This is a genomic window from Streptomyces sp. NPDC050658, assembly GCF_044457025.1.
Taxonomy (GTDB): Bacteria; Actinomycetota; Actinomycetes; order Streptomycetales; family Streptomycetaceae; genus Streptomyces.
On record NZ_JBITGM010000007.1, the window covers coordinates 150,285 to 175,228 of the forward strand.

General features: G+C 71.5%; 23 protein-coding genes. 9 read left to right on the forward strand and 14 right to left on the reverse strand.

Annotation, left to right across the window (positions count from 1 at the left end; all coding sequences use genetic code 11):
- Positions 1–2: 2 nt before the first annotated feature.
- Complete coding sequence (locus ACIBKX_RS24685) at positions 3–1,004, reverse strand: DUF6397 family protein (protein ID WP_363276930.1); 1,002 nt, start codon at positions 1,002–1,004, stop codon at positions 3–5.
- 109 nt (positions 1,005–1,113) lie between these two features.
- Positions 1,114–1,530, reverse strand: a complete 417-nt coding sequence (locus ACIBKX_RS24690) for a roadblock/LC7 domain-containing protein (protein ID WP_363276931.1) — start codon at positions 1,528–1,530, stop codon at positions 1,114–1,116.
- Between the two features lie 93 nt (positions 1,531–1,623).
- On the opposite strand from ACIBKX_RS24690, the gene ACIBKX_RS24695 reads away from it, so the two are divergent.
- On the forward strand, positions 1,624–2,052 hold the full coding sequence (locus ACIBKX_RS24695; protein ID WP_363276932.1) for a PPOX class F420-dependent oxidoreductase: 429 nt from the start codon (positions 1,624–1,626) through the stop codon (positions 2,050–2,052).
- Between the two features lie 4 nt (positions 2,053–2,056).
- On the opposite strand, the gene ACIBKX_RS24700 is transcribed toward ACIBKX_RS24695, so the two are convergent.
- From ACIBKX_RS24700 to ACIBKX_RS24720, 5 genes are all read right to left on the reverse strand, one after another.
- Complete coding sequence (locus tag ACIBKX_RS24700) at positions 2,057–2,662, reverse strand: ATP/GTP-binding protein (RefSeq protein WP_363276933.1); 606 nt, start codon at positions 2,660–2,662, stop codon at positions 2,057–2,059.
- Positions 2,643–3,056, reverse strand: a complete 414-nt coding sequence (locus tag ACIBKX_RS24705) for a DUF742 domain-containing protein (RefSeq protein WP_363276934.1) — start codon at positions 3,054–3,056, stop codon at positions 2,643–2,645. Before ACIBKX_RS24705 ends, ACIBKX_RS24700 begins: the two co-directional genes overlap by 20 nt.
- Positions 3,057–3,075: 19 nt before the next feature.
- The gene (locus ACIBKX_RS24710) at positions 3,076–3,510 is read right to left on the reverse strand and encodes a roadblock/LC7 domain-containing protein (RefSeq protein ID WP_363276935.1); all 435 of its coding nucleotides are present in this window, start codon (positions 3,508–3,510) and stop codon (positions 3,076–3,078) included.
- Positions 3,507–6,065, reverse strand: a complete 2,559-nt coding sequence (locus ACIBKX_RS24715; protein ID WP_363276936.1) for a nitrate- and nitrite sensing domain-containing protein — start codon at positions 6,063–6,065, stop codon at positions 3,507–3,509. The genes ACIBKX_RS24710 and ACIBKX_RS24715 overlap by 4 nt, the downstream gene beginning before the upstream one ends.
- An 85-nt stretch (positions 6,066–6,150) precedes the next feature.
- Complete coding sequence (locus ACIBKX_RS24720) at positions 6,151–6,924, reverse strand: MHYT domain-containing protein (protein ID WP_363276937.1); 774 nt, start codon at positions 6,922–6,924, stop codon at positions 6,151–6,153.
- A gap of 151 nt (positions 6,925–7,075) precedes the next feature.
- On the opposite strand from ACIBKX_RS24720, the gene ACIBKX_RS24725 reads away from it, so the two are divergent.
- On the forward strand, positions 7,076–7,678 hold the full coding sequence (locus ACIBKX_RS24725) for a class I SAM-dependent methyltransferase (RefSeq protein ID WP_363276938.1): 603 nt from the start codon (positions 7,076–7,078) through the stop codon (positions 7,676–7,678).
- Positions 7,679–7,763: 85 nt separating this feature from the next.
- Here the strand turns inward: ACIBKX_RS24725 and ACIBKX_RS24730 are convergent, their stop codons facing one another.
- Together ACIBKX_RS24730 and ACIBKX_RS24735 are read right to left on the reverse strand one after the other, a co-directional pair.
- On the reverse strand, positions 7,764–8,174 hold the full coding sequence (locus ACIBKX_RS24730; protein ID WP_363276939.1) for a VOC family protein: 411 nt from the start codon (positions 8,172–8,174) through the stop codon (positions 7,764–7,766).
- Between the two features lie 72 nt (positions 8,175–8,246).
- Positions 8,247–8,606, reverse strand: a complete 360-nt coding sequence (locus tag ACIBKX_RS24735) for a helix-turn-helix transcriptional regulator (RefSeq protein WP_363276940.1) — start codon at positions 8,604–8,606, stop codon at positions 8,247–8,249.
- A 132-nt stretch (positions 8,607–8,738) separates the two neighbouring features.
- Between ACIBKX_RS24735 and aac(3) the strand changes: the two genes are divergently transcribed.
- Positions 8,739–9,590: an aminoglycoside 3-N-acetyltransferase gene (gene aac(3) / locus ACIBKX_RS24740; protein ID WP_363276941.1), complete on the forward strand. Its 852-nt coding sequence runs from the start codon at positions 8,739–8,741 to the stop codon at positions 9,588–9,590.
- A 30-nt stretch (positions 9,591–9,620) separates the two neighbouring features.
- Here aac(3) and ACIBKX_RS24745 read toward each other — a convergent pair whose 3' ends face one another.
- A complete protein-coding gene (locus ACIBKX_RS24745) occupies positions 9,621–10,376 on the reverse strand; it encodes an alpha/beta hydrolase (RefSeq protein ID WP_363276942.1) in 756 nt (251 codons plus the stop codon).
- Positions 10,377–10,549: 173 nt separating this feature from the next.
- Here ACIBKX_RS24745 and ACIBKX_RS24750 point away from each other — a divergent pair, with 173 nt between their 5' ends.
- Entirely contained in the window at positions 10,550–11,071 is a 522-nt protein-coding gene (locus ACIBKX_RS24750) for a PadR family transcriptional regulator (protein ID WP_363276943.1), read from the forward strand.
- Here ACIBKX_RS24750 and ACIBKX_RS24755 read toward each other — a convergent pair.
- A complete protein-coding gene (locus ACIBKX_RS24755) occupies positions 11,060–11,965 on the reverse strand; it encodes an oxygenase MpaB family protein (RefSeq protein ID WP_363276945.1) in 906 nt (301 codons plus the stop codon). The two genes, ACIBKX_RS24750 and ACIBKX_RS24755, sit on opposite strands and share 12 nt — an antisense overlap.
- Positions 11,966–12,065: 100 nt before the next feature.
- Here ACIBKX_RS24755 and ACIBKX_RS24760 point away from each other — a divergent pair, with 100 nt between their 5' ends.
- Complete coding sequence (locus ACIBKX_RS24760) at positions 12,066–12,344, forward strand: hypothetical protein (protein ID WP_363276946.1); 279 nt, start codon at positions 12,066–12,068, stop codon at positions 12,342–12,344.
- A gap of 466 nt (positions 12,345–12,810) precedes the next feature.
- Positions 12,811–13,683: a hypothetical protein gene (locus tag ACIBKX_RS24765; RefSeq protein WP_363276948.1), complete on the forward strand. Its 873-nt coding sequence runs from the start codon at positions 12,811–12,813 to the stop codon at positions 13,681–13,683.
- A gap of 13 nt (positions 13,684–13,696) precedes the next feature.
- Here the strand turns inward: ACIBKX_RS24765 and ACIBKX_RS24770 are convergent, their stop codons facing one another.
- The 3 genes from ACIBKX_RS24770 to ACIBKX_RS24780 form a co-directional block, all read right to left on the reverse strand.
- Complete coding sequence (locus ACIBKX_RS24770; RefSeq protein ID WP_363276949.1) at positions 13,697–17,122, reverse strand: hypothetical protein; 3,426 nt, start codon at positions 17,120–17,122, stop codon at positions 13,697–13,699.
- Positions 17,123–17,317: 195 nt separating this feature from the next.
- Positions 17,318–17,500: a hypothetical protein gene (locus ACIBKX_RS24775; protein ID WP_363276950.1), complete on the reverse strand. Its 183-nt coding sequence runs from the start codon at positions 17,498–17,500 to the stop codon at positions 17,318–17,320.
- Between the two features lie 175 nt (positions 17,501–17,675).
- Positions 17,676–18,731 (reverse strand): acyl-CoA desaturase, encoded by a 1,056-nt coding sequence (locus ACIBKX_RS24780; protein WP_363276952.1) that lies wholly within the window; start codon positions 18,729–18,731, stop codon positions 17,676–17,678.
- A gap of 266 nt (positions 18,732–18,997) precedes the next feature.
- Here ACIBKX_RS24780 and ACIBKX_RS24785 point away from each other — a divergent pair, with 266 nt between their 5' ends.
- From ACIBKX_RS24785 to ACIBKX_RS24795, 3 genes are all read left to right on the forward strand, one after another.
- Positions 18,998–21,853, forward strand: a complete 2,856-nt coding sequence (locus ACIBKX_RS24785) for a DEAD/DEAH box helicase (protein ID WP_363276953.1) — start codon at positions 18,998–19,000, stop codon at positions 21,851–21,853.
- Positions 21,850–23,175, forward strand: coding sequence for an SWF or SNF family helicase (locus tag ACIBKX_RS24790; RefSeq protein WP_363276954.1), 1,326 nt, complete (start codon positions 21,850–21,852; stop codon positions 23,173–23,175). Before ACIBKX_RS24785 ends, ACIBKX_RS24790 begins: the two co-directional genes overlap by 4 nt.
- A 395-nt stretch (positions 23,176–23,570) precedes the next feature.
- Positions 23,571–24,923 carry an esterase-like activity of phytase family protein gene (locus ACIBKX_RS24795; RefSeq protein ID WP_363273053.1) on the forward strand — a complete coding sequence of 451 codons (1,353 nt, stop codon included), beginning with the start codon at positions 23,571–23,573 and terminating at the stop codon, positions 24,921–24,923.
- Positions 24,924–24,944 lie beyond the last annotated feature (21 nt).

Genomic DNA, 24,944 nt, shown 5'->3' on the forward strand with positions numbered 1-24,944 from the left:
GCTCAACCTGCGCTGCGCCGCAGCCACTTGAGCAGACCTCGGCGCTCCGGCACCGCTGCCGCGACGCCGTCCTCGGGCCGCTCGGCCGGCGGTGTCGCGTACTCCGGCTCTGGCTCCGGCACCGCCTCTGGGCAGGATTCGGACCGGGCTTCTGTCTCCGATTCGGCGACAGGTCCGGGTCCGGGTCCTCGTCCCGGCGCCGGACGTGGCGCGGGGCGCTCGCCTCGGGCCTGGGAGACGCTGATGGTGAGGTTCGCCCGCAGCCAGCGGATCTCGTCGGGGGCCTCGGCGGTCGTGATCTTCTTGATGATCCGTGCCGAAGGCGATTCGGCCGCGCCCCGGATGAAGGGATCGGGCCTGAGCCTGTTCACATAGGCCCGTTCGTACGGATCCTTGATGATCTCCGCGACCTGCACCGGATCGAGCAGCGAGGCCACGGCCGCCGCGCGCTCCCAGGGATCGTCGGACTGCCGCAGCAGTGAACCGGCGTGGCGGCCCCGCCAGTTGCGCGCCCGCAGGTCCGCCCCCGTGTCGAGCTGCGCGCGGAGCGCGGCGGGCGCCCGCCCGGTGAGCAGGGCGGCGTTGGCCTCGGACTTGGCGAACCGCCTCAGCTCTTCGGCGAGATAGAGCCAGACGACTGCCCGATAGCGGTTCACGTAGAACTTCACGGGCGTCACGAAGCCCGCTCGCGTGAGGCGCGTGAAGCGTGATGTGGTGATGCCCATCAGCTCCGCGCCTTCGGTGGTACCCACCGCGCGGATGCTCTCCAGCCACACCGCCGGAAAGCCCGGTGTGGCGCGGACGCGCTCGATCTCCTCGGTCGTGACGCGGCGGCGTCCGCCCACCGTGTCGCTGACGGTGCGGATGCGCCCCAGCATCACGGCGAGCTCGAACTCCCCGCGCCTCAGTCCCAACTCCCGTGCGGCGCGGCTCTGCGCGACTGATGTGCGGACGGCGGCGGTGGCGGCCGTGCCGGCGGATTGCGTGATCGTGTCACCTGTCATGGTGGTCTCCCCCGTGAGACGTCTTTGCTCTCGGGAAAAACCGTAGCGCGATCACCGCGATTCTCGCTGAGCCTGTGGATAACTCTGAATCTGCCAGAGTCTTACCAGGTCAGAGGTCTACGACCGGTGTCCGCTCCGGTTGCCGGGCGCCCACGCCGAGGTGCTCGCCGACTCGGTTGACGAGGAGCGTCATCTCGTACGCGACCTGGCCGATGTCGGCCTCGGCAGAGCTGAGCACGCACAGGCAACTGCCGTCGCCCGCCGCGGTGACGAAGAGCACCGCGTCATCGAACTCGATCATCGTCTGGCGCACGTTGCCGGCGTGGAAATGCCGCCCCGACCCCTTGGCCAGGCTGTGCAGACCCGACGAGACCGCGGCCAGGTGCTCCGCGTCCTCCCTCGCCAGATCCGAACTCGCCCCCGTCACCAGGCCGTCGTTCGACAGCACCAGCGCGTGCCGCACCGGTTCCATTCTCTTGGTCAGATCGTCGAGCAACCAGCCGAGCCCGGAGTTCTGCTGCCCCATGTTCCCGTCTCCCCGCGTCCTGTTCCCCCTGGCTGAAGGAACTGACCTGCCAGCCTTCCCCACCATCGGCGCCCCGGCAAGCATGATGGGGACATGGCACAGAAGATGACCGATGACCAATGGCGTGGATTTGTCTCGCACGGCACCCGAACCGGCAAACTCTCGACCGTCCGAGCGGACGGCAGCCCCCATATCGCACCGATCTGGTTCGTGTTGGACGGGGAGGAGCTGGTCTTCAACACCGGGGAGAAAACCGTCAAGGGGCGGAATCTGGCACGGGACGGGCGTGTCGCCCTGTGTGTGGACGACGACCGGCCCCCGTTTGCGTTCGTGGTGATAGAGGGCCGCGCCGAACTGATCAGTGACCTCGACGAGGTACGGCACTGGGCGGCCCGGATTGGCGCCCGCTATATGGGCGAGGACCGCGCCGAGGAGTTCGGTGCGCGCAACGGCGTTCCCGGTGAACTCCTCGTGCGCGTGAAGATCGACAAGGTGATCGCGCAGGGCGGCGTCTCCGACTGACGCGTCAACCGACCGTGTCGAGCAGCCGGGCGGTGTGCATCCGCCCGGCGTACTCGACGAGCCTGATCAGCACCTCCTTTCCCGAGTCGCGGTCCCGTGCGTCACACAGCACCACGGGGGTTCCGCGGTTGAGGTCGAGGGCCCGGGACACTTCGTGCGCACCGTAAGTACGGGCGTTCGCGAAGCAGTTGACGGCGACCACGAACGGGATGTGCCGGTGCTCGAAGTAGTCGACGGCGGGGAAACAGTCCTCGAGCCGTCGGGTGTCCGCGAGGACGACGGCGCCGAGCGCGCCCTGCGACAACTCGTCCCACAGGAACCAGAACCGGTCCTGTCCCGGCGTGCCGAACAGGTACAGCGACAGACCCGACCGGATGGTGATGCGACCGAAGTCCATGGCGACGGTCGTCGTGGTCTTGCGGTCGACACCGCCCGTGTCGTCCACCAACTGCCCCGCCTCGCTGAGGAGTTCCTCGGTGCGCAGCGGGCGGATCTCGCTGACCGCGCCGACCAGGGTGGTCTTGCCCACCCCGAAGCCGCCCGCGACCAGAATCTTCAGCGCCATGGCGGTCGTCTCGCCGCCCGTGGCGTCAGAGCGCTCGGAGCCCATCGATCACCTCTCGCAGAATCTTTTCGTCAGGTAGCTGGGCGGGCGGCACCGGTCGGCTCACCTTCACGCAGCTCATCTCGAGCAGGTCGCCGAGCAGTACCCGGACGACGCCCACGGGCAGATCGGCGCCGGCCGCCAGTTCGGCGACGGACTGGGTCTCGGTACGGCACAGTTCGATGAGGGCACGGTGTTCCGGCCCGAGCGCGGTGTCGTCTCCGGGGCCCGGCGCGTTGTCGTCCAGCGTGACGAGCGCGATCAGGTCGAAGCGCACTCCGGAGGGGCCCGGTCGGGTCCGTCCGCCCGTCATCGCGTAGGGACGGACCAGAGGGCCGGCCTCGTTGTCGTACCACTGGCTTCCGGCGTCGCGCGGGGCGCCGCCCTTGTCCTCTGTCATCTGCGTCGACCGTCCCGTCTCATCCGACGGCCGGTGGCTGAGCGGCGAAGCGCGGCGGCGTGTAGAGGTGTTCGCCCACCCGCCTCACCAGGCGTGCCATCTCGTACGCGACGAGGCCGATGTCGGCGGCCACCGAGCTGAGGACGGCGAGGCAGGAGCCGTCGCCCGCCGCGGCCACGAACAGGAACGCGTCGTCCATCTCGACCATGGTCTGGCGCACTCCCCCGGCCCCGAAGTGCCGGCCCGCCCCCTTGGCGAGACTGTGGAATCCGGAGGCGACGGCGGCGAGATGCTCGGCGTCCTCGCGGGTGAGGGCCGTCGACGCGCCCACGGCGAGGCCGTCGTTGGACAGCACCACGGCATGGCGCACCTCGCCGACACGCAGGACCAAGTCGTCAAGCAGCCAGTCGAGTTCGCCGGACCGGCCGGCGCTGATGCTCTGGTCCTGGATCATGCGTGGTCTCCTTCGGTGCTGTCGCCGGCCGGTTCGGGCCCTGCGGTGTCGCGGACCGCCCCGACGACGCCCGGACGGCGGCCGCCGCCGCGGGCCCAGCCGTCGCGGTAGGCGGCCATGCGGTCACGGACCAGTTCGGGGCTGCGTTCGGTGTCCTTCCGGCTGCCGGGGGCGTCTGCCGGTTCTTCGGGGCGCTGTTCGCGCAGTTGGGGGGCGAGGTTCGCCTGGCGTACGCGGCGCGGCAGGTCGTCCGAGCCATCCTTGCCGACGTCGGCGTCCGGGTCCCGCGGCTTGTGCAGGCGGAGCGTGGTGACTCCGGGAGGTGCCGATGCCGTCTCCGGGGCCTCGGCCGACGGGGCGAGTGCGGGGCGTGCGGCGGCTGCGGGAACGGAGTTGCCGTTCACCGGTGCCGCCGGACCCGGCACGCGCGCGTGCTCGTGCTGCTCGGGTTCGCGTTCCATGGTGTGGGTCTGAGGACTCTCTGGCGTGCTGCTCTGCAGCAGGGCGGTGGGCAGCAGGACGACGGCTGTGGTTCCGCCGTAGGGGGACGTACGCAGATGTACCTTGATGCCGTGCCGGGCGGCGAGCCGGCTGACGACGAAGAGGCCCAACTGGTCGCTGTCGAACAGGTCGAGTGCCTCGGACTGCTCGATGCGGCGGTTGGCCTCGGCGAGGGTCTCGCCTCCCATGCCGAGGCCCCGGTCCTCGATCTCCACCGCGTAGCCGTTGCCCACCGGTTCGCCGGTGACCCGCACCTTGGTGTGGGGCGGGGAGAACTGGGCGGCGTTCTCGACGAGTTCGGCCAGCAGGTGGGTGAGGTCGGCGACGGCTGTTCCGACGATCGAGGCCCCGGGGAGCTGTCGCACCTCCACGCGCGCGTAGTCCTCGACTTCGGAGACGGCGGCCCGCACGACGTTGGTCAGTGAGACGGGCATGCGCCAGGCTCGTCCGGGTGCGGCTCCGGAGAGGATGATCAGGCTCTCCGCGTGCCGCCGCATCCGCGTGGTGAGGTGGTCGAGCCGGAAGAGGTCGCTGAGTTCGTTCGGGTCGTCGGCCCTGCGCTCCATGCTGTCCAGGAGGCTGAGTTGACGGTGGACGAGCACCTGGCTCCTGCGGGCGAGGTTGACGAAGACGCCGGAGATGCCGCTGGCCAGTTCCGCCCGCTCGATGGCGGCGCGCAGGGCGGCCCTGTGGACCGTGCCGAGCGCTTCGTAGACCTGCCCCGTCTCGTCCTCCGCGGGCGGTCCGGGCGGTGCTTCGGCGCGGACGTCGAGTTCTTCGCCGGCCCGGAGCCTGCGCATGGCCTGCGGGAGTTTGTGGCGTGCGATCTCCAGTGCGCCGTTGCGCAGGCTCACCAGCTCGACCACGAGACCACGCCCGATGCGTACGGAGATGACCAGCGAGGCGGCGACGGCCGCGAGCCCCAGGAGCACGGCGGCACCCGCAGCGGTGAGCACCCCGCGGGCGAACGGATCCGCGCGGTCGGCGGCGCTGCGGCCGGCGCCCACCTCGATGGCGCGGAGTCCGTCCCGCACGGTGGCATGGGCGGGGTCCCACTTGCCGGCCGCCGCCGCTTCGGCCGCCGCACGGCCCGGCGTCGCGACGAGCACCTTGTCCTCGACGGCGCGCACATCGGCGTATGCGCTCCCCTCCTCGAGGCCGTGCCACGCCGCCCGCTCGGGTCCGCGCAGATCCGCCACGGCCGACTCCGTCAGGGTCCGCCGGGTCTCGACGGCGCCGGTGAACCGGCGCAGCCGCTCGCCGTCGAGCGCACCGGTGAGCCGGGCGCTGGACAGCAGCACGTGTTCGCGGGCCAGCATCTCGCCCGCCCTGGAGAACTCGAGCAGCACGCGCGCGTCGGAGCCGAGTTCGGCGTCCTGGATGCCGGTGAGCGCGCCGCCGACTCCGAAGGCGGCCGAAATGGTCTTCGTGTACTGCCCGTACGTCGCGTCCCAGCCGGTAGCGCCGTCGAGTACCTGGGTGCGCAGCGCGCCCAGTTCTTCCGCTCCGGAGACGAAGGTTTCGAGGCGGGTGGCGACTCCGGCGGGCAGGTCCGCGCCGTCGGCGACCGTCCGGTCGTCGCCGCGGCGCAGTTTCGCCACCGCGCGGTCGGTGCGTTCCACCTGCCGCTTGAGTTCACCGGCACGGTCGGGCGCGGGTTTGGTCGCGTGGCGTACGGCGGCCACCCGCTCGGCCTGCAGCGCGGCGATCGCGGCGTCGACCGGGCCGCGCACCTCAGCGTCCACACGCTGCGACTGCCGCAGCCGGGCCACGTCCTGGGCCGTGCTGACCGTCGCGTACCCCCACAGGGCGAGCAGCGACACGACCGGCACCATCAGCAGGCACACGATCTTGGCGCGTACGGTGCGGGGGCGCGGCCACCGGCGTCCCTTGCGCACGAGGGCCGTACGCGGTGCGGGCTCCAAGGGGCCTTCGGTGTCCGGGCGTTCGTCGGCGGGCGGTCCCGCGTGCGCGCGGCGGCCCCGTGCCGGGGGCGCGGGCTGCGGCGGCGTGGCGCCGTCGGCGCTGTCAGGGGTCCTACGGGGTGTACGCATGGCCTCCTCGATCGGAGAGATTTCGGGACGGCGGAGAGGCTCCGGGGCGGGTGCCCGACCGGCCGCGGCCGGTCCGGGTGCGCCGCTATCGGACGGCGCTCTCCACCGGCCGTTGGGCCGACACGGAGGCCTCGCGTTCCCTCGCGGTCGGCGACAGCGCGACGAACGCCGAGGTCAGGAAGAGGTAAGACCCGAGGCCGACGGCGAGGGGGAAGATGAACTGCATCGTCGTGGCACCGGGGAGCGCCCCGCCCGACCCGCTGACCCGCACGCTCACCGCCATCATTCCGGTGTAGTGCATGCTGCTCACCGCCCCGCCCATGACCAGGGAGGCGACCGCGACGGCGACGGGTGACTTGATGTTGAGCGCCGCCCACAGGGCCGCTGTCGCGGCGACGACGGCGATGACTACGGAGAGGCCGACAAGGACCGGGTCGTAGCGCACCTCACCGTGCAGCCGCAGTGCGGCCATGCCGAGGTAGTGCATGCTGGCGACGCCGAGTCCGGTGGTGAGCCCGCCGACCGCGAGCGCACGCCCGCGGTCACGGCCGTAGCCGACGGCGAAGACGCCCGCTCCGACGACGGCCATCGCGACGACCAGGCTCAGGATGGTGAGCGGCACGTTGTAGTGAATCTCCGTGCCGCTGACGCCGAAGCCGAGCATCGCCACGAAGTGCATCGTCCAGATGCCCGTGCCGATGGCGGACGCGGCGGTGATCAGCCAGTTGCGGCGCGACCGGCCTGTGGCGGCCAGCGCGCGGACGGTGCAGCGCAGCCCGAGGGCGGCGCCGATACAGGCCATCGCGTACGACAGCACGGGGGTCAGCCAGCCGAAGGTGGCGTGGTCCAGGTGTCCCATGGCTCCGGGACGCTAGTCCGGGCAGGGGCGCACAACGGGGGCGCAGTTCGAAAGGTGTTGGAATATGACAGAGAGAGGATCCTGAACGATCGCGTCACGCTCGAACGTGTGCCCCCAACGCGCAGGCGAGTCGTTGAGCAATCATGACCACATGAGCGATGACCACACACGTGTCCGCGAGTTCTTCTCCGCCAGGGCGGCCGACTGGGACAAGCGGTTCCCCGACGACGGGCCCGCCTACCGGGCGGCGGCCGCCGAACTCGGACTGCGGCCGGGCGGCCGGGTCCTCGACGCCGGATGCGGCACCGGACGTGCGCTGCCGGCGCTCAGGGACGCCGTGGGGCCCTCGGGAACCGTCCTGGGCGTCGACCTGACGCCCGCCATGCTGGAGGCCGCCGTGGCGGCGGGCAGAGACCGCGACGGGCGACTTCTGCTCGCGGACGTGACCCGGCTCCCGCTGCGGAGCGGGAGTCTCGACGCGGTGTTCGGGGCAGGGCTGATCGCCCACCTCCCCGATCCCGCGGGGAACTTGCGGGAGCTGAGGCGCGTCGTGCGCCCCGGCGGTCTCCTGGCGCTGTTCCACCCCATCGGCCGTGCGGCACTCGCGGCGCGGCAAGGCCGTCAGATCACCCCGGACGACCTGCGGGCGGAGGGCAACCTCCGCCCGCTGCTTGCCGCTTCGGGCTGGCGGATGACTTCGTACGTCGACGAGGACGCGCGGTTCCTGGCGCTGGCGGTGCGCCAGGAACAGTGACGCTCTCAGCCCTGCAACCGAGTGATCCGGCCTGCTTCCAAGTGATCCGGCCTGCCTCCAAGTGATCCGGCCTGCTTCCGAGTGATCAGCCCTTCAGCTGAGTGAAGCGGATGGAGTTGCCGAAGGGGTCCCGCAGACCGCAGTCGATGCCGTACGGGCGGTCGGTGGGCTCCTCGGTGAACTCGACGCCCAGGGCGAGGAGCTTCTCGTACGTCTTGCGGCAGTCGTCCGTGCTGAAGATCAGGTGGCCGCCCGACGCGCCCTTGGTCACCAGGTCGCGGACCTGCTGTGCCGTCTCCTCGGACATGGCCGGAGGCCCCGGCTTCTCCAGCAGGATCTGGCGATCCGGGTGACCGGGCACGTTGACGGTCAGCCAGCGCATGAAGCCCATGTCGACGTCGGCGTTGACTTCGAGGCCCAGCTTTCCGACATAGAAGTCGAGGGCTTCGTCCTGGTCGAGGACGTAGATCTGTGAGTGCGTGATGGCGTTGAACATGTGCTTCACGCTACTGGCCGGGGCGGACGGAAACTTATCCAAAACTGCTCTGTCGACGGTTGCCGTTCGTCCTCAGGCGCTCGGCCGCATCCACGCCTTCGCGAAGCACGTCGGCACCCCCACCGACGTCGCTTCCTTGCGGTACGTCCGCGGTGAGCTGCCCACGATGTCGCGGAATGTGCGGCTGAACGTGCCCGGACTCCCGAAGCCGACCTGGAAGCAGATGTCCGTCACGCTGTGATCGGTCTCCCGCAGCAGGAACATCGCACGCTCGACCCGGCGGCGCTGCAGATAGCGGTGCGGTGTCTCGCCGAAGGTGTCCCGGAAGGTGCGGGCGAAGTGCGCCTGCGACACATGGGCGATCCGGGCCAGGGCCGGGACGTCCAGGGGTTGTGCGTAGGCGCGGTCCATCGCGTCCCGTGCCCGAAGCATGCGGCGATTGGTCTGTTCTGCGGCGCGGCTCACGCGGCCATCACACCATGACCACCCGGTCCGGACACCGGCCACCCTGGAGCGTCGAAATCGGTTGTCCTGCGCCCGTGGGCGGCGGATACGGTCGACCGCATGGACGAAGTGGCCCTGCTCAAGCGCTCGGACGGCCCGGTGACCCGCGCTCGCCTCCGCCGTGATCTGACCGCCCTCGGCCTCGCCGAGGGCGACATCGTGATGTTCCATACGCGGTTGTCCGCTCTCGGATACGTCGCCGGGGGCTCTCAGACGCTCATCGAAGCCCTCCGTGACGTCGTCGGCGTACCGGGCACCTTGATGGTGACGTGCGGCTGGAACGACGCGCTGCCCTACGAGTTCCCGGACTGGCCGCGCGCCTGGCAGGACGCCATCCGCGCGGAGCATCCGGCGTACGACCCGCTGCGCAGCGAGGCGGACCACAGTTACGGACGACTTCCCGAAGCGCTCCGGACCTGGCCCGGCGCTGTGCGGAGCCGTCACCCCGATGCGAGTTTTGCCGCGCTCGGCGCGTCGGCGGCTGCGCTGATGGCAGACCACCCCTGGGACGCCCCGCACGGCCCGGCCAGCCCGTTGGCCCGACTGGCCGCCATGGGCGGGCGGGTGCTCCTGCTGGGCGCCCCGCTGGACTCGCTCACGCTGCTGCACCACTCCGAGGCGCTCGCCGAGGCTCCCGGCAAGCGATTCGTGGAGCACGAGCAGCCGGTCCTCGTGGACGGGGAGCGGGTGTGGCGGAGGTTCCACGACATCGACTCCTCGGAGGGAGCCTTCGACTACTCCCCGGTGGTGCCGGAGGGGCAGGACCCCTTCGACGCCGTCGCACGGGACATGCTCGCGGCGGGGATCGGCGGTACGGGTTTGGTCGGCGCGGCCGAGAGCCACCTGTTCGAGGCCAGCGAGGTGGTGGACTTCGGTGTCAGGTGGATCGAGGGGAAGTTGGGCAAGGCCTAGACGGGCTCGCCCGGAGAGCGTCCGATGACCTCAGTGGCCATCGGCGATCACCGACGCGAACGCCTCAGGGTTGTCGAACATGACGTTGTGCCCCGCCCGTGGAACGGTGACGACCCGGACCCCGGACGCCACCAGTCCGTCCTGGTCGGTGACCTCACCGCTCAGCTCGCCTTGTACGAAGACCCGCTCCACGGGCAGGTCCATGAGCATCCCGCGCATCGTCGGCCGGGTCCCCCGCACGAGCCCCACCGCGCTGCGGTGCAGGGCGCGGGGATCGGCGAGCCGCATGGTCGCCGCCCAGAGGGGGCCGACACCGTCCAGCACGCGCGCGTAGCCGCCGGCGACGAACTCCTCCTCTCCGTAGGTGGCGATTCCGCTGCTGCCCGCCGTCACGGGTGGATTGGGGTCGAGGTTGGCCTCTGTGAGGACGAGGCGTGACACCAGGTCTGGGCGGCGGTGCGCGAGCACGATGGCGACGGAGCCTCCCATGCTGTGCGCGATGACCTCTGCCCCGGACACCTCAGCATGGTCCAGCGCCGCGGCCAGGGCGTCCGCGTGGTCTTCCAGCGTGTAGCCGAAGTCGGCCGGGCGGTCACTGATGCCGTGGCCCGGCAGATCGACGAAGAGCGACCGGCGTCCGGCCAGTTCGGGCCGCGCCGCGATATGCGCGTGATAGACGACCGACGCCGCGCCGAGCCCGTGGACGTACACCCGGCCCGGACCGGATCCGTCGACCTCTGTCCAGCGGATACAGCTCCCCTGTGCGTCGAACCGTGCCTGGCGCATCGCCACTCCTTCACTCCCACTCGACCGTCCTGCTCGCATGAGAGAGAATACATCGGTGCCGATGTATACCGTGATCGATGTAAGCCATAGCCGATGTAAGCCACGGGCGATGTAAGCCACAGGCGATGTACCCCATAAGCGATGTACAACTGCCGTACGGCAGAATGCACCGCATGCTGGAGATGGCGATCCTCGGATTCCTGTATGACTCACCGCTGCACGGCTATGAACTGCGCAAACGCATCACAGCGCTGACCGGGCACGTGCGCCCGGTCGCGGAGAGCACGCTCTACCCCGCCATCAAGCGGCTCGAGAAGGCCGGCCTGCTGGCGCGCGAGACGCAGCCCGGATCGGTCGCGGCACCCAGGCACGTCCTGAGTCTCACCGCGGAGGGCAGGCGCGAGCTGCGGCGCAGGCTGGCGGAACCGGCGCGGGCGGACGTCACGGACGAGAACCGCTGGTTCACCGTCCTCGCCTTCCTCCGCCACCTGGACGACAAGGCGGCACAGGCCGCGGTCCTGCGGCGCCGTCTGGCCTTCTTGGAGGAACCCGCCAGCTTCTTCTACGACGGCGACCGCCCGCTGCGCGCCGAGGAACTGGAGGATCCGTTCCGGCGCGGGATCCTCACCATCGCCCGGGCGACCAGCCGGGCCGAGCTCAACTGGCTGCGGGCGACGCTGGATTCACTCGGCTGAGGCGGCCGCGGACGGGTCACCGTGCGGCACGGGGCAGCCCCGCACTCCCGGCACCGGAAAGGTGCCGAGCTCGCCCACGCGATATCCGTTCGGGTAGCCCTTGATCTCCCAGTTCTGCCGGGCGTAGTGCGGCGCGGTGCGCGGCGGCATCAGCCGCACGGCTCGTCCGCGCAGCCGCACCGCGCCCCGGACGAGCGTGCGCGTGACGGCGCCCGGCGGTTCGTAGCGGAAGGCGCGCAGCAGCGGTTCGTCGAGCAGGGCGAGCGTCGACGTGCGCAGCAGCGGCGCCAGGGAGCGCGGATACCAGGAGGCCATCAGGTCGAGGGTGGCGTCCGAGACCTTCCGCGCGCCCTCGTCCCAGGCGAAGTGGGCCTCTTCGTAGGCGTCAAGACACTGTGCGAACTCTTCGTAGGACTCGGGGACGTCCTGGATCCCCATGTGCCGGCCGAGGGTGCGGTAGTAGACGGCGGCGGCGACCGTCTCGTGGCGTGACAGTCGGCGCCATGCGTAGGTGTCGATCCACCGCTTGGGCATCACCACGAACGTGCACAGCACGTACCGCATGTCTTCATTGCTGATGTCGTAGCTGCGGTGCATCTGGTTGATGCGGCGGATCGCCGTGCGGCCCTCGTCCGTGCCGAAGCCGTGCTCGACGACGGTGTCGAGAAGCAGCGCCGTGTCGTCGTACCTCTTCTGCGTACGGTCCGTCAGTTCCGCCGTCTCCGCGAGGAGTCGGCCGATGCTGGGGACGGCGTAGGTGCGGTAGAGCGCCAGCTCAAGGGCGCGCGTGAAGTCCCAGGGGAACTCGTACGTCGCGGAGAGCCGGTAGATCGCCAGGGCGTCCTTCTCCGGGTCCAGACGCCGGATCTCCTCGAGCCGCTCGTAGCGCTTCACCGCACGGTCCCCCTTCAGTCGCCGAAGCTCCAACTCTACTTTGGGGTACGTAAGATGAATGATCAACGGCGCCGCCAGCGCCAGGGGGAAGGTGGCTCACATGTTCGACAAGTTCCGCAAGTTGTGGCGCACCGAGGGGGCCGTCCAGGGCGAGAAGGAGCGCGCCCACAACATCTTCGAGGCCGCGGCGGTCTATGTGGCGGCCTGCGCCGAGGACGACGAGGAGCGGATGGACGAGGCCACCGGCTGGGTGTCGCCCGAGGCCCTGTCCTTCGGCGTCAGCGAACTCGCGTGCCGCGCGGTCATCGCCCTCGCCCGGGAGCGCGACGAGTCGCCGAAGGACGTGGCGCGAAGCCTCCTCGGCCTGCCTGCCGCCTGACGTCCGCGTGCGTCGGGTCGGGGCACTCCAGGGCTTCACTCACGGGGATCCCGTGCTCGGCCGCGTGGGCGAGGCGTTCGCGTACCTCGCGCGGGGTGCGAGGGCGGTGGCCGGGGCCCCCGCAGCAGCCCTGCCGGAAGCGCAGCCCGGCCGTCAGGACGGCGCCCAGCGCACGCCAGGCGGCCTTGTCGCGTCGCTTCGGGACGGCGAGCGCGGAACCCGCGTTCAGCAACTGCCCGCCGCACTGGGGGCAGATGTCGACGCGTACGCGTCCGTAGTCGGCCGGCTTCTTGTAGGAAGCGCGGCACGGCAGACACACGAAGTGCGAACTGGCTGGGGGCATGACAAGCAGCATAGGTGTCCGGCGCGGGAGCCGACGAGCGGGTTTCCTGGTCATCCACCCCTCGACGATCAAGGCGACCAGTGGTTATGGTGCGCCGACGAATGAAGCGATGGGGAGGCTGGCATGGCCGGGACGGACGACGCAGTCGCCGCCGAGGACGACGCGCTGTACGTGCTGACGGCGGTGCTCCTGACACCCGCGAAGTTCCCGAGCGTGCTCGGCGACGACTATCCGGAGGCGTGTGCGGCCCTGGGGCTCGCGCCGCTGGCCGACGGGTACGGGCTTGTGCTCGGCCAGGACGGCGACGGCGCCCGGTGGACGGTCGTCGTAGACGACGTGTCCCTCGTCGCCGTGGCGATCGCCTCCTGGGACTGCGGCATGGAGTACGACCTGTCGCCCGACGAGCGGACGGTGGTCGCGGCACTGCCCGGCTGGCCGCTCGCGGTGGCCGTCGCCGCGCCCGGTGTGCCCGCTCCGCACGACCCCGAGCCCGGCCCGGACGAACCGGACCTCACGCCTCTCACGCCTCCGCAGGCCGACATCTGGGGGCCCGCCCAACGACGGCTCGGGGCCGATGAGATCGCGCTGCAGTGGGCGGCCTGGCGGGAGCAGATCGACGACGCCGACTTCCTCTCGGACGATGCCGACGACGGTGCCGGGTCCCAGCGGGAGGACTCCGTTCAGGAGGTCTCTTCGGAGAGCGACGACACCGATGCCGATCCGGGGGCGCTCACGGGCGTACCTCGGGTCATGGCCGAGGCACGGGCGTACGTGAGCACGCCGCCGCCGCTGGGACGCGTGCGGTCGTCGTTCGCCTCCGGAGACGCGCGCATACTGCGTGCCGACGGTCCTGGCTGGTCCTTGGTGGCCAGGACCGACGACATCGCGTTCGTCCTCCTTGACGAGGAGCCGGGCGAGGTGCTGCCGGTGGGGCGCGGGCCCGAGCTGCCGGGTCTGCTCGACGCGCTCGACAAGATGGCTGTACGTCCCGTCTGACCCCTCGCGGGGTTCAGCGGGGCGGCCCCGGATCGATCAGCAGCGCCGCGACGGCCGTGTCCTGGTCGCCGTGCTCCCGAAGGGCCGCCAGTTCGCCGCGCCACGCCTCTTCCCACGAGGTGGCCGGCCCTCCGACGCGGACCAGCGCGAGGGCCAGCACACCGGCGGCCGGTGTGCCGCGTTCGCGCAGCAGCCGGACAGCGGCGAGCAGCGCCGCACGCGCACGTGGTCCCCGCGCGTCGAGCGAGACGCCGCCCGAAGAGGGCAGACGCTCGGGACGTTCCTCGATCAGCTGCAGGAGTCGCTCCCAGCGCTGCGTGTCGTGTTCGCCGTGCCGTATGGCGGCCAGTGACGTCTCCCAGGTGAGCGCTGCCGCCTCGCGGCACAGGCCCGCGGCCCGCAGCCAGAGCACCACCGCATCGGCGGCAAGGAGTGTCCGGGGAGAGCCCCGCCGCACCTGCAAGGCGTCACCGATGCCGGAGAGCCGTCGGAGGGCGTCGGCCTTCGCCTGCGGGTCGGTCGCGGCCGCGCGTTCCTGGAGCCGGCGGGCCGTGTCCTGGAGGACGGCAGCTCCCACCGGCCCGGCGGGAAACCACGGCAACAGGCGTGCTGCCGCCTCCCATTCCCGCTTGGAGCGCCGCTGGTCCGTGATGACCTCGGCCACGGTGCGCACGGCGTCGTCCGTTTCCGGCGTGAACCACGCCGCCAGGCCCCTGCACGCGGCGACGACGGTCTCCTTGTCTCCCTCTCTCACCAGACGCGTCAGGAAGGCCCTGTAGGCCGCGCCCAGCGATTCACCGACGGCGCCCACCCGTGCGTGGATGACCACTTCCCGGACGGCCGGTTCGTCCGCCGCCCGGACGAGTCGGTCGGCGACGGCAGGGCGGTCGACCGCTGCCACGAAGAGCCGGGCGATGACGGCTCGTACGTCGCGGTGCTGGCCCGGTTCGTCCCAGGCCTTGACCAGCGCGTCGAACGCCTCGTCACCGGTGAGCGTGCCGAGGGACCGGACGGCTTCCTTCCTGGTGCCGACGGGGGCGTCGGACGCGCGGGCGACGGGGCCGAGCAGGGCGACGGCGTCCGGTTCCGGCATGGACTCCAGGACTCGGCGCACGGATGCCATGGCGGCACGCCCTCGCACACCGCCCGTCCCGGTGTGTCGCGAAAGGATGTCCAGCAGCGGTTCCATGGCGGGCGCCGCGCCGTCGTGCGCCACGCCCGGCACCTCGCCCAACACCCCCAGCGCCGCCGCGGCGACGGGCTGTGGAGCCGCATCCGCGAGGGCTACGAGAGTCTCGGGGTGGCGCAGTTGTGCCGCCGCGTCGGCCCGTGTGCGCAGCGGCACCATGTCGTCGACGGCCACACGCGCGTGGTGCTCGTCCCATGCCTGGCGCTGCGCGGGCAGCCAGCGGCCGGTGACGCCAAGTCGCAGGGATCCGGACCAGGCTCCCGTCCGGGGACGCACACGCCCCGTGAGCCCGTTCCGGGCGGCAGCCAGCACGGTGTCCAGAAGGTCGGTTCGCCGGGTCGCGATGGTCCGCAGGATCACCGGTACCGCGACGAACGAGGCGTCGAGGCCGATCAGTTCGGCGCAGCGCCGCTCGCGCAGCTGCGCGGGTGCCACCCAGGCGGCCGCCGCGCGGCCGGCGAGATCCGGGTCGTCGCATTCCAGCGCGATACGCCGGACCAGGGAGTCGAGATCGGGCAGTGCGGTCAAGTGCGGTGCGAGGAGTTCCGCGACGGCCGTGTGGAGGTCGGGGCGGGCCCCGGTGCCGGCGGACGTCGCACACCAGGCGGTCCAAAGGGCTCGCGCCGCCGCCTCGTCTACGCGCAGTACGGCGACCGGTCCCGTGGAGCGCGGGTCGGAGACGACCTGGCAGAGCAGCTCCGTCGCGTACGCGGCACGGCTCGGCTCACCGGTGGACGCGGCGCTTTCCACCGCGCGGCGCAGCAGCCGCGCGGCCGCGGCCAATGTCCGGGCGGTCGAGTCGCGGGACTGGACCGTGGTGATCGCCGCATCGCGCAGCACCTGCTCGGGCAATGCGGCCAGCAGGCGCCGCGGTGTTCCCGCGAGTTGCCGCAGTGCCGCCCTGCGCACCTCCTCCTGATCGTGCCAGGCACGCTCGCAGTCGGCGGCGATCCGGGCGAACTGCTCCAGGTCGCCCTCCAGTTCCGCGCAGGCCAGCAGTGCGGGCCAGGCGAGGAGCCGGTGGTGCAGGCGGTGTTGGTCGGCCATGTCCCGCAGCACCGGCTCGCCCAGGGCGAGCGGGAGGGCGACGGCGAGGCGGCTCGACGTCCACTCCCGGTTCGCCCATCGCTCGACCCAGGGGGCGACGATTTCCGCCCGGTCGCTCGGCCGCAGCGCCGTGAGCGTGGCCATGGGAATGCTCCGCATGGAGGAGCGGGCGCCCCGTGTGCGTTCCTCGACGAGGCGGCGGCGTTCGGGGCCGGGCAGCAGCGCGAGCAGGCCGTCCGGTTCGGTGTCGTGCCGTCCGGGGCCACGATGGCGCGGTTGTCTCATCGGGCAGCGGCGGGCCAGCTCCAGCAGGTCTTCCGGCGGGAGTTCGCGCAGCGCACGCCGTGTGGCGGGCGGCAGGGCGCCTGCGGTGAGCCGCACTTCCCGTGGGGATCCGTCCTCTTCCGGTGGCGCCGCGCGGAGGATGGCGAGGACACGGGCGGGGTGGCGCAGCAGGGCGCGGGCCGCCCGTGGTGTCAGGAGGTCGGGACTCCGTTCGAGGAGCAGCAGTCCGGCGGCGGGTTCTCGTCCCGCGGCCAGGCTCGCGGCCGCACGGTGGCGGCTCGTGAAGCGGTGGCGGTCGCGGTTCGCTCGGCTCTCGCCCTGGGCTATGAGCAGTTCGGCCACCGCGTGCGGTGCGGTACGCGCCAGCGTGTTCAGCACGCCCGGAGGCGGGTCGAGCCGGGCGATCCAGGCGGAGACCGTCTCTGCGGGGCATGCGGGCAGGAGCCGGGAGGCGTCGCGCGGCCCGTACCGTTCGTGCACCTGCGGCAGCAGGCGTCCGGCGAGGGTCTGCCGACGGCTGAGCCGCAGCACGCGGTAGGTCTCGTGCCGCACCACGGGGATGTCGCTCAGGACGAGTTGTTCCAGGGCCGCGTCCGGCACCGGGAGGCGGATGGCGGCCGCGAGCGCACGGCGGCGCAGGAGCGGATCGTTCAGGGCTTCGGTGACGACGGTCAGATCGCGCCGGGTGACGGCGAGGAAGAGCGCGGTGTGCCGTTCGTCGGGGTCACCCGCGGCGAGGGCGTCACGCAGGGTTGCGTACGCCTCTGGGGTGAGTGCTCGGGCGTAGCGGGCCAGGGCGCTCGTCCGGGCCGGGAAGGGCAGGGGGTCGAAGTGGGACTTCAGCCAGGCCGGTGTCAGCGGCGCGGGAGTGGGCTGAGGTTGGCGGGACGGCGTCTGCGACGCCTCGTGTGCGGCCATCAGCGATCACCGTGGGATCGCTGAGCGGCCTCCTCTCGGGAAGTCATGCGGATCATGGTTGCCGGACAACCGGCGGCGCCGCAACGGGTTTTCCGCTCGCGGAGCCGCGCCGGGCGGGTCCGCGAGCGGGGAGGTCGTCGACGGCCGTGCGTCAGGTGCGCGCCGGCCCGTGGGACGTGGCCTCGGGAGCGGCCGTCAGTGCCCGATCTCCTTGCGCGTGACACGGCGCAGCCTGCGCCGCTGCCCGGGGTCGAGCGTCAGATAGGCCGCTGCCGGGACTCCGAGCACGATCAGGAGGGCGGCCCACCAGGGCAGCCAGATCAACAGGATGATGCCGGCCGCCACACCTCCTGCGGCGATCTTCGCGTTCTTCGACATGTGCGTCGCCTCCTTCGCGGCTGCTGCCGCTCTCTGTCTTGAGAAACGGGATCTCGCCGCCCACGGTTCCAGTCTGCTCCCCTGATAGACCCCTGAGGAGCGACCCTGACAGGACCCTGAGTCGCTTCCGTCCGGGCACCGGTGGCGAGCAGCCGCTGGGAGGCTGCCGGAGCCGCTATTCGACCCGCAGCGGCTCGCCGACCTCGTACATGTGACGCAGGACCTGCCGGTAGGAGTCGACGAATCCCGCCTCCGTGTACGGCATGCCCAGCTCGGCACAGTGGGCACGGACCAGCGGCTGGGCGCGCCGCAGGCTGGGGCGGGGCATGCTCGGGAAGAGGTGGTGCTCGATCTGGTAGTTGAGCCCGCCCAGGAACCAGTCGGTCAGGACGCCGCCGCGAATGTTGCGGGAGGTGAGGACCTGGCGGCTCAGGTGGCCCCAGCGCTCGCCGTCGGGGTCGGGCATTTCCATGCCCTTGTGGTTGGGCGCGAAGGCCAGTCCCAGGTGGAGGCCGAAGAGTGCCTGGTGAATGGCGGCGAAGGCGATGGCGTGCCCCACAGGCATGGTGACGAGCAGCAGGGTCACGTAGCCGACGAGGTGGGCGACCAGCAGGAGCCCCTCCACGACACGCTCGCGCGGGCTCTGGCGGCGCAGGTCCTGGAATCCGTAGATCTTCATGGCGATGCCCTGGAGCAGCGTCAGGGGGAAGAAGAGCCAGGCCTGGTTGCGGGTGAGCCAGCGCCGGAAGCCGACCCGGACCCTGGCCTGCTTGCTGGTCCACACCAGGACGTCGGCGGCGACGTCGGGGTCCTTCTCAATGTGGTTGGGGTTGGCGTGGTGACGGTTGTGCTTGTCGTTCCACCAGGCCGAGCTCATGCCGAGGAGAAGGTTCCCGTGGATGAGTCCGAGCGCGCGGCTCACACCTCGGTTGCCGGTGATCTGGGAGTGCCCGGCGTCATGCCCGATGAACGCGGTGCGCGCGCACAGCACGGAGAGCACCGGCGCGAGGAGCAGCACCCACCAGGAGCCGCCGATCAGGAAGAGGCCCGCCCCTATGGCGGTCAGCGCGAGGGCGTTGACGGCGATCGTGTACGCGTACCAGCCGGTCCTGCGGGCCAGCAGGCCCTGTCCCTTGACGGCGCGCAGGAGGGGTGCGAAATCGCTTCCGGCGGCCTGCCTTTCGGTGGTGCCTGGAGGGCGTTCCGCGACTGCTGCGGCGGTCTGGGACATGGCGAGGTCTCCGGTCTGTGACGTGATCGGCTGGACTTCACTCAACGTATGAGCCGGTGACCTTGGGCAACCATGGCGCCTTCACCCGTCTTCTGGAGGGGGCCAGCACCGCGTCGCAGGGGGGTTAGCTACACCCTCGGAGTGGCGTGATCGGGATCACCACCAGGGCGCTCCCGTCTTCTCCCGGGCGTGTTGTATCCTCGGCCGCTCCGGTTTCAGTAGTCAAGTTTGAGGAATGCGTCATCGCTGAGCACAGACTCCCCGCCGTGTCACCTTCCGAGATCTCCGAACTCTCCCGTTGTTCTGTGCTGTTCGTGCCCGACGACCCGGCGCGCGCCGGTCGGGTCGCCTTCTGGCATCCGGAGGGCGGCGCGCCGCCCACCTGCACCGGAGGTGTCGTCGAGGAGCTGGCCGTCGCCGCGCCCGGTGACGACGGTGTCCGGCTCGCCGCGGTCTCCGCGCTCCTGCTGCCGGTGCGCACGGCGCTGCCGGTCCTGACACGCGCGCGCGCCACCGCCGAGGCCCATCCCACGGCCACGTTCTGGGGAACGGCGGGCGTGCTCGCCCTGCAACTGGCCGCACGTGGCCTGCTGTTGCCCGGGCTGACTCCCACCGACCACGACGCGTGGCGCTCGGGCCCGCTGGGCACGGACGACCTGCGGCGGCTGCGCGACCTCGCGGCGGCGATGCCTCCGGCCGCGCACGCCCTGCCGCTGGCCGACACCGAGCCGCTGCTTCTGCCCGAACCGGAGCGCCTGCTGCGGCGGTTCCTCGACGCGGTGGCCGACACGCTGCCGCGCTCCCCTGCCGCCGACCTGGCCGCCGGCGCCCCCGCCTTCGCGGCCCCGCAGCCGCAGCACATCCCCGAACAGCGCCTCTGGGCCACCGATGTCGCCGCGGGCCATGACGCCGGCGTACGCATCTCGCTGCGCGTCGAGGTCCCCGGCCTGATGTCGCACACCTCGGAGGAGACGCGGCTGCCGTTCCGCGCCGTGCTGCAGATGCACAGCGTCAGCGACCCCTCCCTCGTCGCCGACGCCGCCGAGGTGTGGGCCGGATCAGGCTCCGCGGCGCAGTCGTTCGGGTCGCGCTCACGCATGGACGCCCTGCTGGCGCTGCGCCGCGCCACGCGCGCGTGGCCGCCGCTCGCCCCGCTGCTCTCCGCCGGTGTCCCCGACGCCGTCGAGCTCGCCGACGAGGAGGTGACCGCGCTCCTGGGCGAGGGTTCACGGCTGCTGGCCGCGGCCGGTGTCGACGTGCACTGGCCCAAGGAGCTGGCGCGCAATCTGACCGCCCGCGCGGTCATCGGCCCGCCCGACCACTACGACGACGAACGGGAACCTGACAAGCCGTCGGCGGACACCCCGTCCTTCCTCTCCGCCGACGCGCTGCTGACCTTCAACTGGCGGTACGCGCTGGGCGACCAGCAGCTGACGCGCGAGGAGCTCGACCGGCTCGCCGAGGCCAACCGTCCCGTGGTGCGGCTACGCGACCAGTGGGTGCTCATCGACCCCGAGGAAGCGCGACGGGTCCGCGAGCAACAGGACCACAAGGTCACCCCGATCGACGCGCTGAGCGCCGTCCTCACGGGCACCACCGAAGTGGCCGGGCGCCGAGTGGACGTCCAGCCGACGGGCTGGCTGCAGACGCTCCGTGAGCGCCTCGCCGATCCGGAGGGCATGGAGCCCGTCGGCCAGCCGAAGGCACTCGCAGCGGAGCTGCGCGACTACCAGCTGCGCGGCCTGAACTGGCTGGCCCGGATGGCCTCCCTGGGCCTCGGCGGCTGTCTCGCCGACGACATGGGCCTCGGCAAGACCATCACGCTGATCTCGCTGCATCTGCACCGGCAGACGGAGCGCGAGACCGCCGGCCCCACCCTCGTGGTCTGTCCCACCTCCCTGATGGGCAACTGGCAGCGCGAGATCGAGAAGTTCGCGCCCGGCACCCCGGTACGACGCTTCCACGGCGCCCGGCGCAGTCTGGACGACCTGTCCGACGGCGAGTTCGTGCTCACCACCTACGGAACGATGCGCCTCGACGCCGAAAGCCTGGCGCAGGCTCCGTGGGGCATGGTCGTCGCCGACGAGGCGCAGCACGTCAAGAACCCGTACTCGGCGACCGCCAAGCAGCTGCGCACCATCGGCGCACGCGCGCGCGTGGCGCTCACCGGCACCCCCGTGGAGAACAATCTCTCCGAGCTGTGGGCGATCCTCGACTGGACGACACCGGGGCTGCTCGGCAAGCTCGGCACCTTCCGCACCCGCTATGCGCAGGCCGTCGAGGGCGGCAAGGATCCGGCCGCAGCCGAGCGTCTCGCCCAGCTCGTCCGTCCCTTCCTGCTGCGTCGCCGCAAGTCCGACCCCGGCATCGCGCCCGAGCTGCCGCCCAAGACGGAGACCGACCGCGCCGTCTCCCTCACCACGGAGCAGACGGGTCTCTACGAAGCCGTCGTCCGCGAGACGCTCGCGGAGATCTCGGGAGCCGACGGGTTCGCCCGCCGCGGACTGATCGTCAAACTGCTCACCGGGCTCAAGCAGATCTGCAACCACCCCGCGCAGTACCTCAAGGAGGACAAGCCGCGGATCGAGGGGCGCTCCGGAAAGCTGGAGCTGCTGGACGAACTGCTCGACACGATCCTCGCCGAGGAAGCCGGCGTCCTGGTCTTCACGCAGTACGTGCAGATGGCGCGGCTCATCGAGCGGCATCTGGCGGCCCGCGGCATCCCCTCGCAGTTCCTGCACGGCGGCACTCCCATCGCGGCGCGCGAGGAGATGGTGCAGCGCTTCCAGGACGGCGAGATCCCCGTCTTCCTGCTGTCGTTGAAGGCCGCCGGGACCGGGCTGAACCTGACGCGGGCGGAGCATGTCGTGCACTACGACCGCTGGTGGAACCCGGCCGTCGAGGCGCAGGCCACGGACCGCGCGTACCGCATCGGGCAGACACAGCCCGTGCAGGTGCACCGCTTGATCGCGGAGGGGACGATCGAGGACCGCATCGCCGACATGCTGCTGCGGAAACGGGAGTTGGCGGACGCGGTGCTGGGCTCCGGCGAGGCGGCGCTGACGGAACTCACCGACGCCGAGCTGTCGGATCTGGTGGAGCTGCGAGGGGGGACGCGATGAGCGACATGTACGACGAGGCGTTTGACGACACATCCGAAGAGTCCGGCGATGGGCGGGGAAGCCGTCACGAGCGGACCTTCGCCGCGCTCCCGCCCGCCCACGGACGGAGATTCGCGGAGACCTGGTGGGGCCAGGCCTGGCTGAAGGCGCTGGAGGACACGGCGCTGGACACCCAGCAGTTGAAGGCGGGCCGCAGGCTCGCCCGCGCGGGCGCGGTGGGCGCGGTGTCGGTGCGCCCGGGACGCATCACCGCGGTCGTCAAGGACCGGCACGGCACTCCGCACCGCTCCGACGTACTGCTGCAGCAGTTGACCGGGGCCGAGTGGGACCACTTCCTCGGCATGGCCGTGGAGCGGGCCGGACATATCGCGGCGCTGCTCGACCGCGAGATGCCGCCGCATCTGGTGGAGGACGCGGCGGCCGCGGGCGTCGAACTCCTGCCGGGCATCGGCGATCTGGAGCCCGAGTGCGACTGCGACGCGTGGGACCACTGCGGGCACACGGCCGCGCTCTGCTACCAGGTGGCACGGCTGCTCGACCAGGATCCGTTCGTCCTGCTCCTGATGCGGGGCCGTGCGGAGCGCGAGCTGCTCGACGAGCTGCAAGTGCGCAGCGTGGCGGGGGCGGAGAGCGAAGCGACCCCCGAGGAGGAGCAGGAAGAGCCTCAGGAGGGCGTGTACGCCGATGTGACGTACGCCGAGGGCGCCATCCTGCCTCCGCTGCCCGAACTGCCTCCACTGCCGTCAGAGCCGGGCCTGCCGCCTTCGCTGGACACCGAGGAGGCGCCCGCACCGGGTGTCGACGCGACGGCGCTCGAGTTCCTCGCGGCGCGGGCGGCGGCCGAGGCGCACCGGCTGCTGGCCGAGGCGCTCGCACCGGGCCATGAACGACAGCCGGTCGAGCGGGAGTTGACGGTGGGCGAGGACGCCGTGCGGCTCGCGGCCTCGGCGCCCGACACACCGGCGGCCGCACGGCTCGCGTCGGCGGGCGACCGGGGCAAGGACGGGCTCGCGCTGGCCATGCGGGCGTGGGAGTACGGAGGTCCGGCCGCGCTGTCCGTCCTCGAGGAGGAGTGGACGCCCGGCGCCGAGGCGCTCGCACGCGCGCGTGCAGCCCTCGACGCCGCATGGGACGAGGACGAGCGGCCCCTGCTGCGAGCCGCCCGCAACCGCTGGACCGTGGTCGGCGGCGACGCCCAGCTGCGGCACGGGCAGGACGGCCGCTGGTGGCCCTACCGCAAGGAGCGCGGCCGCTGGACCCCGGCGGGCCCGGCGACCCACGACCCGGCGACGGCGCTCGCCGTGGTGACCGTCGCCGAGTGAGGCACGCGGCACGGGAAGCGGCGCCCAGGAAGCGGCGGCCACCGGCGCGTCCGCGCCGCGCTGGCGCGCGCCGGGAACACCGGCGCGCGCACTCCCCCTGACCGGCGATTGAGCGTGGGCGGACCATCCGGGAGCGTGGAACACATCGGTTCAGGAGGCATCGGATTCATGAGCGCGAGCCGCCTGAACGCGTCGGCGTGAGCTACTTGGAGGGGGGCGACAGAGGCTACGGGCCCGACCCACCGCCGACCGGCCCACCATGATGACGGCGCCTCCCGCCCCTCGCGGGAGGCGCCGTCGGCACGTCTCCTCGCGTTCACCTCTCGGCCTCCCGACGTTCGTGGCGACGGCGAAGTCTGGCCGCTGTCACCGAACACGCGCCCCAGGAGGCACCCATGTCCCCGCACGCCGCTCGTCAGCGTCGCGTCCGCCGTTCCGTCGCCGTGGGTGCGCCGCTCGCCGTGCTCGCGGCCGTCGCGGTGACCGGAACGGCCACGGGCGCGCAGACCGACGTCAAGGAGGACGCGCCTCGGATCACTTCGTCGGCGACGCTCGGCGACGTTCCCCTGGGCGCGTTCAGCAATGCGCTGCTGCCCGGAACGGTGGACGACGACCGTGGTGTGCGGCTCGGCGGCATCGGCAGCGACATCTATCCGGCGGGCCGCAAGGGCGAGTTCTGGACGGTGACCGACCGGGGGCCCAACGGCCAGATCAAGGTCGACGGCAAGAAGCGCCGCACCTTTCCCGTCCCCGGCTTCGACCCGGCGATCGTGAAGATCCGCGTCTCCGGAGACACCGTGAAGGTCATCGACGCACGGCCGCTCACCACGTCCTCCGGGAAGCCCGTCACCGGGCTGCCCAACCAGGAGGGACGCGATGAGGCGCCGTTCACCTATGACGCGAAGACCCCGCTGACGTACGACCCGAACGGCCTCGACACCGAGGGCATCGTGCGGGCACACGACGGGAGCTTCTGGCTGGTCGACGAGTACGGGCCCTCCCTCGTCCATGTCTCCGCGCGCGGGAAGGTGCTCAAGCGCTACGTGCCCGAGGGGCTGAACCTCTCGGGCGCCGACTACCCGGTCGTCGAGGCGCTCCCCGGCATCCTGCTGAACCGCAAGGTGAATCGCGGCTTCGAAGGACTCGCCCAACTGCCGGGCGGCGACCTGGTGATGGCGGTGCAGAGCCCGCTGTCGCTGCCCGACGAGGAGGCCGGTGAGGGGTCGCGGACGGCGCGGCTGCTGCGCTTCTCCCCGAAGAAGCAGACAGTCACCGCCGAGTACGCCTACCGCTTCGACCCGGTGGGTGTCGTCGACCCCGGCGAGGACGACACGTCCGAACTGAAGATCTCCTCCGTAGTGGCCGTGGGCCGTGACCGGCTCCTGGTAGAGGAGCGCACCGACAAGGCGGCGCGGCTGCAGACGGTGAAGCTGGACCGCCGCGCCGACATCCTCGGCGACCGGTGGGACGACACCGCCACGCAGCCGTCCCTGGAGCAGCTCGACGATCCCGCGGACTCCGGAGTGCCCGTCTTGAAGAAGCGGCTCGTGGTCGATCTCGGCCGCGTGCAGGGCGTCCCCGACAAGATCGAGGGGGTGGCCCTGGTGAACAGCCGCACGCTCGCCTTGATCAACGACAACGACTTCGGGATGACGGACGGTCCGGAGGCGTTCGACGAGAACGGCCGTCTGGTGGACAGCGGTGTCGAGAGCACGGTGCTGTACGTACGGCTGCCGAAGGGGATCTGAGGCGCATACGAAGCGGTGGGC